This is a genomic window from Trichlorobacter sp. (genome assembly GCF_034008105.1).
Lineage (GTDB): Bacteria > Desulfobacterota > Desulfuromonadia > Geobacterales > Pseudopelobacteraceae > Trichlorobacter.
This window is the reverse complement of record NZ_JAVEPN010000021.1, coordinates 21,363-30,134: the sequence shown is the minus strand read 5'-3', so window position 1 is coordinate 30,134 and position 8,772 is coordinate 21,363. Positions and strand designations below refer to the sequence as shown.

Here is an 8,772-nt window from a genome sequence, read left to right as displayed (position 1 = left end):
TCAGGGTCAGGCTGCCTATGCCAGCTCGTACCAGCGCCTCGGCAGCGTAACTGCCGACACCACCGACGCCGATCAACAACACGCGGGCAGCGATAAGGCTGCTGTATGAGTCGTCGCCCAACAGCAGCGCGGTGCGAGAAAAAATATCCTGCTCCAGACCATCAGCCATCAGCACCTCAACTACTCCTGCGAGGCAGATTGCGCCCTTTGACTGAAGTAATGCCTAAAAAGCAACAGCATGATCACCGGGATACCCAGCTCAATAATCTCCTCTGCTACTGAGCTGTATTTGGCAAGCAGGTGAGGCACTGACAGTCCGATGGCTATACACTTACGCTCAAGGCCATCAAGACTCTTGGAGACCACCAGCATCGCCAGCACCAGCACCACACCTATACCCATATCTCCACCTGAACGTACTGACTCCCAAAGGGCTTTCAGATGTTTTTTGATCATCATCACGATCAACACGATCACGGCCAGACCAAGCATGATCACAATCAGCTTCGTGTGCCAAGGCTCCAGCGGGCTCACGTAAAACTTGCTTTTCAAGACACCAATCGTCGTGAAGCGCTTGTCAAAATCCAGCTCACGCATCCCGAACAACAGTGGAATTACGACAAAGTACGGGTAGTGCTTGAAGAACGCAAGGCCACCTTTCAGTAGCAGATAGGCGCAACAAACAAAATAGAGCACGGCGGACGCGATCTCCACCGGACCGTCCTCGCTGAGAAAGGCCTTTCTGGTAGAGTCATCCAATATTGTGCTCAAAGCAAACAATACAACCAACGCTATCAGCACCAGTAGGTACAACTGCCAGAATCTCTGATCTTTCACACTGCACACGCGCGTCACCTCGACACATTACTATGATTAAACGAAGTCCTGGCGTTTTAAAACAGGCAAATCCAAATAAAACACCGCAGTAAACAGGACAAACAGCAGGCTCGTATTCGAACGCCACAGGTAGGACTCGCCAAGGCAAATAACCGCAAAGAGAACCGGCAAGGCGATGCGCACCCGCGACCAATCGTCACGCTGTGCTCTTGCCAGGTAAGGGGGCAAAAACAAAATACAGATCAGTACAGCCCCACCCAACACTCCCGTTGTGGACAAGGCAAACAGGTACTGGTTGTGGGGATTGAATACCGTAGCCCACTGCGGACTGTACTGCTTATTGATCCTCGCATATTCCGCCGGGAAGTCGCCGACGCCAATACCTAAAAAAGGAGACTCTAAAAACATTCTGAATGTATTCACATACATGTTGATACGCAAACCAACTGAAGAATTAACAACCTGTTTATAATTGAGCACTTGATGCACAGCCAAATCGGTACGCTGTCTGAACAGATCGCTCGCCTGGTAAGCGGTTGTGAAAACAACCACACAAACGCCTACAGCGACAAAACCTGCAATTACTGGACGTCGCGCAAAACGCTGAAAAACCAACAAACAAATCATGGCAAAAAAACCAACCTGACCAGATCTACCGCCTGATATCAGCATATTAATACTAATGGTTATTAAAAAAATCCAATAGGTATATTTTTTATGAACATTCAACTGTTCGAAAAGCACTGCATGTCCTAATAGGTAGACACTAAAGGCAAGGATAGGGTTATACATGATGTGATTGACAAATGGAGCTATTTGCCAATTATCATTACCGCTTCTGATGCCTTCTGGCAATCCAGGAAAATAATGCAGTTGGAACCAATTGTAGTATGACAACAACTCTGTCATGCCAACCGATGCGATGAATGAGCTTATATACAGCTTTATGTGTTCCTTACGAGTTACTGAGACAAAAAGAGGAAACAAGAGAAAAAATATTCCTCGTTTTGCCATTTTCAAACCCCATTCCAGATCAGAGCTCCAGAGCAGACTTATAAAGGGCAGTAAAAAGTAAAGCCAGAAGATCCAGGTTAACGGATGTCGGCATAATGACTCCCACTTATCGCGAAGATTGCCTTCCAGCAACCACAACAACAGCATGAGTCCACTCAAAATATAGGCCGGACCGATTTTGATCGGTATGAAAAAAAAGACTGCTGCCAACAAATAAGAGTTTATAAATGGAATTTTAATTTTAAATTTATCAATATCGGACAAAGTTAAACCCCTTACTGTTATTGATCTAACAACTAAATTTAGCTGTGAATATGTACGTTACAAGAGGTAAAAGCCTTCTTCATATCGAGAGCTTCACCTTCTGATTTGAATCGTATTCTGTTCCACCCAAAAGCCAACACCGGCACCTCAGCTGCGTACACTTGGCGGGCAAACAGTAAAGATGATGATCGTACCCCTAGTACGGCATCATAGTGTGTTTTTGCCATCCAAGTCTCAAGGGGTTCTGCCAAATCAAGCAAACTGTATCCTTCACAGCAGAGTTCCGAATTTGGATCTTTAGGATGTCTTTTGTAGTCAACGTGCTTAAATCCTGCATCTTTAAGCCAAAGCCGAATATCCTGTGTAACAACGTTAAGGTCATCCAGAGATAAAAGCCCTGCGCTAACCAGCGGTTGACCAACGACCAGTGCCCGCTTCTCGTCAGCTTTTGACTGAGCATCGCATCGTTCTGCAAGTGGCGGCAACACCACCGTTTTCTCCGGCGGATATTCGTGAGGCAAGCCTGCAATCACATAGATACGATCACAAAAAACTGCATCAGAGCCGATACGGTCACCACTAAAACACCAATAATTAAGCCGCTTGTCAAACAGGCAACGTAATTTTTTAAAACACTGCAGCACCCGTTTTATCAAACTCAACGGGTAACGTCTTATACTAATTAATCCATCCGGCAATATACGTGCATGCACATGTCTCGCGCCCGCTGTTTGTGGTAACGCACGCAAAAAATAGTTAATAGCTTCTGTGTCAAACACCGCACTGTGTATATTTAGCGTGTCGCACCGGCCAACAAGACCGCTAACCATTTCGATATTTTCAATCAGGCGCCGGTGTCTGCCAGCAAAGCCTGGTAATGGCTCAAGCCGAGGCCACGGCATATATGAAGCCGCATCCCAATCATGCTTCACAACTACCGGCGTTACACCAGATTTATACCAAATCAGCACTTGTCGTCCGTCAGGCTCAATTTGCTTGGCTATGACACGGGCTGCCAAATACTGTAACGGTGAGGCAACAAAATAGATATTAACTGTATTGGTCATGGATTCTTTGACTACAGCTGCTTTCTGATTAACTCTTGATATACATTGATATAGCTGGACACCATAGCGTCAACCGAAAAATCACGCTCGACCAACTCACGTCCGGCTACGCCGAAAGTGCTTGCCAAAACCGGATCTGCCAGCAACTCACTCACGGCATCGAACAGCTGGTCAACGTTAGCTGGCTCCACTAGCCGGCCATTGAGACCATCACGTACCACTTCCGGAATCCCTCCGGCCCGGGCACCGATGATCGGCACACCAGCCGCTGCGGCCTGCAGCAACGACACGCCCAACCCCTCCATCAAGGCAGGATGAACCACCAGGTCGAGGCAGGGCAGTATCCTGTGCATATCTTTACGAAAACCGGCCAGACAGACTGTGTGCTGCAACCCGTGCGTTGCAATATATGCTTCAAGCTCTTCCTGCAGCGGGCCCTGTCCGAAAAAGACCACCCGCAACGCAGGGAAACGCTCCAGCAGACGTGGCAGCACCTCCAACAGATAACGATGGCCTTTGCGGGGAATAAGCTGTGCAATCACCCCGATTACCGGCGACACAGCCGGCACGCCAAACTGCGCTTCAAACCAAGCACGATCACGGGGCTGCTGGTACTGCTCCGACTTGACCACGCTGCGGATGCAGGACACCCGTTCCGGCGCCACCCCCTCCGCTAGCAGCACCTGCCTGATCCCATCGGAAATACTGACCACACGGTCATAGCTTCCGTATTTCAAGCGGGCAAAAGGTGGCCACTCCCGGTTGTCAACCCGGCGGGTAAGGATGGAGGGAACCTGCGCCAAGCGCGCAACGATACCGGTCCAAAGATCAGCGCCGCGCCTGCTGTGCACCTGCACAACATCCGGACGGTGCTGACGCATCAGCCGCAGCAGCCGAAACGGAAACAGCAGATCGAGCTCACCCTTCATCGGCAGCTCACAGACCGTGGCGTAGTCTGCCGCCTCTTGCGCAATGCGACTACCCTGGGTGCAGACCAGCAGGTTGTCGATACCGCGCTGCGCCAATCCCTCCATCAGGTAGCAGACCTGCAAGGCACCGCCGTACAGATGACGCCCGGTTTCAATGTGCAGAATCTTCATGCCTGGAGCCTCGCCGGGCAAAGCCGCTCGGCAGCCTGCATCACTTCAGCCACCGTCAAGGCCTGCATGCAATCAAAGCGCCCCTCACAGGACGGCGACCGGCGGCAGGGAGAACAGGGTAAGGGATGGTAGAGTACAATGGTCCGCTCGCTGCAGGTACTGCTGTAAGGACATGTTGCCCCAAACAGGGCAACCGTAGGCACGTCAAAGGCAGACCCCAGATGTGTCAGACCAGTGTCAACACCAATCACGAGCGACGCCCCGGCCACCAAGGCGGCTGAAACAGCCAGGCTCGTTGTACCTGCCAAGGGTATACCACCACCTGCAGAGGCAAGCCGTTCTGCATGTTGACGGTCTGCCGGGCCGCCCAGCCAGACAACCGGCAAACCAAACTGCAGCGTCGTCGCCTGGGCAAGTTCTATCCAACGCTGATCGAACCAATGTTTTTGCGGTCGGGTGGTAAAGGGTGCAAAGACCACATAACCGGCTGACACCCCGACGGATGTCAGACACTCTGCCGCTGCGGCAGTGCTGGCTGGCGCCAGATCAATCCTCTGCCTGAGGTGCGTAGTCGTCACGCCCAACTGTTGCAGAAGATAAAAATACTCGCTCCCCATCAGGCGACTGCCCGCGCCCTTGGCGAGCAAACGGGTCATCAAAAACTGGCCAGGCTCCCGGGAGACAAAACCGACCCGCTCACGGGCACCCGATAGCCAGGCAAACAGACGGGTCCGCAACAAACCCTGTGCGTCAATGGCCAGAGAAAAACGTTCTGAACGCAGTCTAACAATGAAGTCTCGCGCCTCGCGCAGCAGCGGTCCCCATTGTCGAGTACGCAACAACTCCTTCCAGCGTAGTTTCGGCCAGACGATGACTGCATCCAGCGCAGGATTATGTTCCAGCAGCGGCGCCACTTGCGGCTCGGCAAGCCAGCAGATACGGGCATCCGGGTACCTGCTGCGCAGCCCCTCGGCTAAGTGGGACGACATCACAATATCACCCATGGCGCTAGTGCGGAGTATTAGAATACGCTCGTTAGTTGTCATCCTGTGTAATATCCACGATACCATGCCACAAACCTGCCAAGCCCCTCTTCGATGCTGGTGGAGGGCCTAAAGCCGGTGTCGGCCATCAGGTCATCCAGATCCGCAAAGGTGGCCGGCACATCGCCCGGTTGTATCGGCAAAAAGTTTTTTTGTGCCTTTTTCCCCAGACACTGTTCAAGCACCTCGATGAAGCGCAGCAGTTCCACCGGCTGATTGTTGCCGATATTATAGACGCGCCAGGGGGCAAAGCTTGTACCGGCATCCGGTGCATCACCACGCCATGCGTCATTGCCCGTTGGCGGACGATCGGCCACCCGCAGCACACCTTCGACAATGTCATCGATATAGGTAAAGTCGCGCTGCATCTTGCCCTGGTTGAAGACGTTGATCGGCTGCCCTTCCAGGATCGCCTTGGCGAATGAAAAATAGGCCATATCGGGCCGTCCCCAGGGACCGTAGACCGTAAAGAAGCGCAGTCCGGTACAGGGCAAGCCGTAGGTGGCAGCGTAGCTGTGGGCCATCAGTTCGTTGGCCTTTTTGGTGGCGGCGTACAGGGAAACCGGGTGGTCGACGTTGTGGTGCACAGAAAACGGCATGGCCGTATTGGCGCCATACACCGAGCTGGAGGAGGCATACACCAGATGCCTGACCTGCTGCCGTCGGCAGCCCTCAAGAATATTCAGAAAACCGGTCAGGTTGCTGTCAACGTAGGCGTGGGGGTTTTCCAGTGAGTAACGCACCCCGGCCTGGGCCGCCAGGTGGATCACCCGATCGAACGGTTCTGCCGCAAACAGGTCCTCAAGAGCAGCCCGGTCCTCAAGGGCGGCGCGCACAAACCGGAAGTTGGTATGGCCGGCCAGTCGATCGAGACGGTCCTGCTTAAGCGAGACCTGATAGTAGTCGTTCAGGTTGTCGAGACCGACCACCTGCTCGCCGCGCTCCAGCAGGCACTGGCAGACATAGGAGCCAATAAAACCGGCGGCACCGGTGACAAGAATCTTAGCCATGGCAGGCCCTTACTCCTGATAAGCTTGAGTCATAAAACAGCATGGCGCACTATACCACCGACGACGCAGCTTTGAAAGCAGCACTAGCGACGGCCTCCCTGAGCGCACGTTCATCGTCGAAGATCAGCTCCAGCCGGGCAGTAACCACCCGGGGCAGCCAGTCAGGTCCATGCTGTCGCAGCTTGACGCCATCTTTTTCGGTAGTGAGCAGCCATTCAGTACCCGTCTGCTGCAGCAGTGCCTCCACCTGTGCCCGTGTTGTTGCACCGTATGCTTCATGGTCGGCCAGCGCCAAGGTTGCTGACAGCTCGATCCCTCGTTGCCGCAGGCCGTCAAAAAACGCCTGAGGGTCGGCAATACCGGCGAAGACGGCCACCATACCAGAATTCAACTGCTCTAACGGCAGCTCTGTATCATCACACAACCGACGGAAAGAGGCAATCCGATGGCGGGCGAAAAACTGCGGGACCCGCTGATCGACGATGGCAGGCGCGTCAGTAGCAGCACAACGGGTGTAGACAACCACGCCTGCACGTTGACAGGCTGCAGTCGGTTCGCGCAGCGGTCCGGCCGGCAGCACGCGGCCATTGCCCAGTGGCTGGCGGCAATCCATCAGCAGGATGTTGAGGTCGCGCTGCAGACGCTGGTGCTGAAAACCGTCGTCCAGCAGAAAGACGTCCGGCCTGAGGCGTTCCATTGCCAACTGCCCCGCCCGGTAGCGGTCGCTGCCGATCACCACCATCAGACCCGGGATAGTGCTGGCCAACAGATAAGGTTCATCGCCGCATTGATCCGGCGTCAGCAGCAGGTTCTGTCCATCGCTAACTACCGCCACCTGCCCTTCCAGGGATCCGCCATAGCCCCGTGACAAAACCGCCACCTGTAGCCCCTGCTCCAGAAGTTGACGGGCGATCCAGGCGGTGACTGGGGTCTTGCCGGTGCCGCCCACCGTGAGATTGCCCACCGAGATCACCGGCCGCGGCAAGCGGCGCACCTTACAAACACCGTATTTGTAGCACCAGGCTCGCAGCAGCATGAACGCACCGTAGACATATGACGGTAGCAACAGCAGGAGCACCATCAGCCGGTCAAAGGGCCCGTTGCGTTGCCCCTGCCAGAGCTCGGTAACGTACCGGGAGAGCCGTGTCACGATGAAAGGACCTGATCCAGCGCATCAAGGTAACGCTGGGTGGCGCCGCCGGCGACGCGCATCATCTTGAGACCATTGGCGCCGATCACCTGCCGCAGCTCGGAGCTGACCAGAAAGTCGTTCAGCGCCCCCTGCAGTTCTGCCGCATCGGCCACCTGCACCCCTGCGCCGTACTGCAGGGTAAGGGCAGCCACCTCTTTAAAATTGTTCATGTGGGGACCGAACAGGCTGGGAACGCCACAGGCCGCAGGTTCGAGCAGGTTGTGGCCGCCACTGGGCACCAGGCTGCCGCCAACAAAGACAACATCGGACAGTCGGTAGATGTTGGTCAGCTCCCCCACCGTATCCACCAACAGCAGTTCGTCTGCCGCCAGCAGCCTGTCGACCGCAAGCTCGGTGCGACGGCGTGCCTTGAAACCGGACTGCTCCACCAGCCGTGCCACCTCAGCCGACCGCTCAGGGTGACGCGGCACCAACACCAGGCGCGCATCAGGATACTGCTCCGCCAATTCACGCCATGCCGATAGCACGGCCTGCTCCTCGCCGCTGTGGGTGCTGGCTGCGGTAAACACCAGGTTGTCAGCAGCCATGGCGTACTGCCTGCGCAGCTCCAGACGCTGCTCCACCGGCACGGGACCACAGGGAATATCATACTTGAGATTGCCCAACACCTGGCTGCGCTCGGCCGGGGCGCCGGCAGCAATAATCCGTTCCCGGTCCAGGTCCGTCTGCATACCGAGGCAGGCAAACCCGGCCAACACCGGGCGAAAAAACCAGGCCAGCCGGCGATACCGAGTTGAGGAGCGGTCTGAGATGCGACCATTGGCCAGCAGGAGGGGGATGCCACGTTGGCTGGCCTCCAGGGTGAAGAGAGGCCAGATCTCGGTTTCCATGATGATCACGACACAGGGCTGTACGCTGTCAAGCACGCGGCGGACCGCCGGACCGATATCAAAGGGGAAATAGATCACCCGGTCGGCCAGTTGATCATGCTCGGCAACGCCGCGACCGGTCTCGGTAGTCACCGACAGCAGCAGCTTGTGGCCGGGATAACGGCCACGCAGACCTTGCAACAAGGGCCGTGCGGCGATAACCTCACCCACCGAGACGGCATGCAGCCAGATGACCGGTTGTTCGTGCAGAGTTGCGCACAGATCCTTCGGCAGCCAGCCCAGCCGCTCGGCAAAGGCGCTTTTGCGGCCGCGACTCACGGAACGATACCCGTGGTAGACCAGCACAACAGGCAATGCGAGCCAGGTCAGTAGGCGGTAGACAGTCAGCAGCATG

Annotated in this window: 9 protein-coding genes; all 9 read right to left on the bottom strand. The window is 55.2% G+C overall.

Annotation, left to right across the window (positions count from 1 at the left end; translation table 11 throughout):
• Window positions 1–169: ThiF family adenylyltransferase (locus tag RBQ93_RS11605; RefSeq protein ID WP_320372280.1), on the bottom strand; the 169-nt coding region annotated here is incomplete at its 3' end.
• A gap of 11 nt (window positions 170–180) precedes the next feature.
• Complete coding sequence (locus RBQ93_RS11600) at window positions 181–837, bottom strand: hypothetical protein (RefSeq protein ID WP_320372278.1); 657 nt, start codon at window positions 835–837, stop codon at window positions 181–183.
• A 36-nt stretch (window positions 838–873) separates the two neighbouring features.
• Complete coding sequence (locus RBQ93_RS11595) at window positions 874–2,115, bottom strand: O-antigen ligase family protein (protein WP_320372277.1); 1,242 nt, start codon at window positions 2,113–2,115, stop codon at window positions 874–876.
• Window positions 2,116–2,153: 38 nt separating this feature from the next.
• Entirely contained in the window at window positions 2,154–3,182 is a 1,029-nt protein-coding gene (locus tag RBQ93_RS11590; protein ID WP_320372276.1) for a polysialyltransferase family glycosyltransferase, read from the bottom strand.
• An 11-nt stretch (window positions 3,183–3,193) separates the two neighbouring features.
• Window positions 3,194–4,282: a glycosyltransferase family 4 protein gene (locus RBQ93_RS11585; protein WP_320372275.1), complete on the bottom strand. Its 1,089-nt coding sequence runs from the start codon at window positions 4,280–4,282 to the stop codon at window positions 3,194–3,196.
• Entirely contained in the window at window positions 4,279–5,271 is a 993-nt protein-coding gene (locus RBQ93_RS11580) for a glycosyltransferase family 9 protein (RefSeq protein ID WP_320372274.1), read from the bottom strand. The genes RBQ93_RS11585 and RBQ93_RS11580 overlap by 4 nt, the downstream gene beginning before the upstream one ends.
• A gap of 53 nt (window positions 5,272–5,324) precedes the next feature.
• Window positions 5,325–6,335 (bottom strand): NAD-dependent epimerase, encoded by a 1,011-nt coding sequence (locus tag RBQ93_RS11575; RefSeq protein ID WP_320372273.1) that lies wholly within the window; start codon window positions 6,333–6,335, stop codon window positions 5,325–5,327.
• A gap of 49 nt (window positions 6,336–6,384) precedes the next feature.
• The gene (gene lpxK / locus RBQ93_RS11570; RefSeq protein ID WP_320372272.1) at window positions 6,385–7,485 is read right to left on the bottom strand and encodes a tetraacyldisaccharide 4'-kinase; all 1,101 of its coding nucleotides are present in this window, start codon (window positions 7,483–7,485) and stop codon (window positions 6,385–6,387) included.
• Window positions 7,482–8,771, bottom strand: coding sequence for a 3-deoxy-D-manno-octulosonic acid transferase (locus RBQ93_RS11565; protein ID WP_320372271.1), 1,290 nt, complete (start codon window positions 8,769–8,771; stop codon window positions 7,482–7,484). The genes lpxK and RBQ93_RS11565 overlap by 4 nt, the downstream gene beginning before the upstream one ends.
• Window position 8,772 lies beyond the last annotated feature (1 nt).

Excerpts from the sequence above, each read along its gene's own strand:
- RBQ93_RS11585 (WP_320372275.1), bottom strand. The coding sequence starts at position 4,282 with ATGAAGATTCTGCACATTGAAACCGGGCGTCATCTGTACGGCGGTGCC.
- RBQ93_RS11590 (WP_320372276.1), bottom strand. The coding sequence starts at position 3,182 with ATGACCAATACAGTTAATATCTATTTTGTTGCCTCACCGTTACAGTAT.
- RBQ93_RS11575 (WP_320372273.1), bottom strand. The coding sequence starts at position 6,335 with ATGGCTAAGATTCTTGTCACCGGTGCCGCCGGTTTTATTGGCTCCTAT.
- RBQ93_RS11565 (WP_320372271.1), bottom strand. The coding sequence starts at position 8,771 with ATGCTGCTGACTGTCTACCGCCTACTGACCTGGCTCGCATTGCCTGTT.
- RBQ93_RS11580 (WP_320372274.1), bottom strand. The coding sequence starts at position 5,271 with ATGTCGTCCCACTTAGCCGAGGGGCTGCGCAGCAGGTACCCGGATGCC.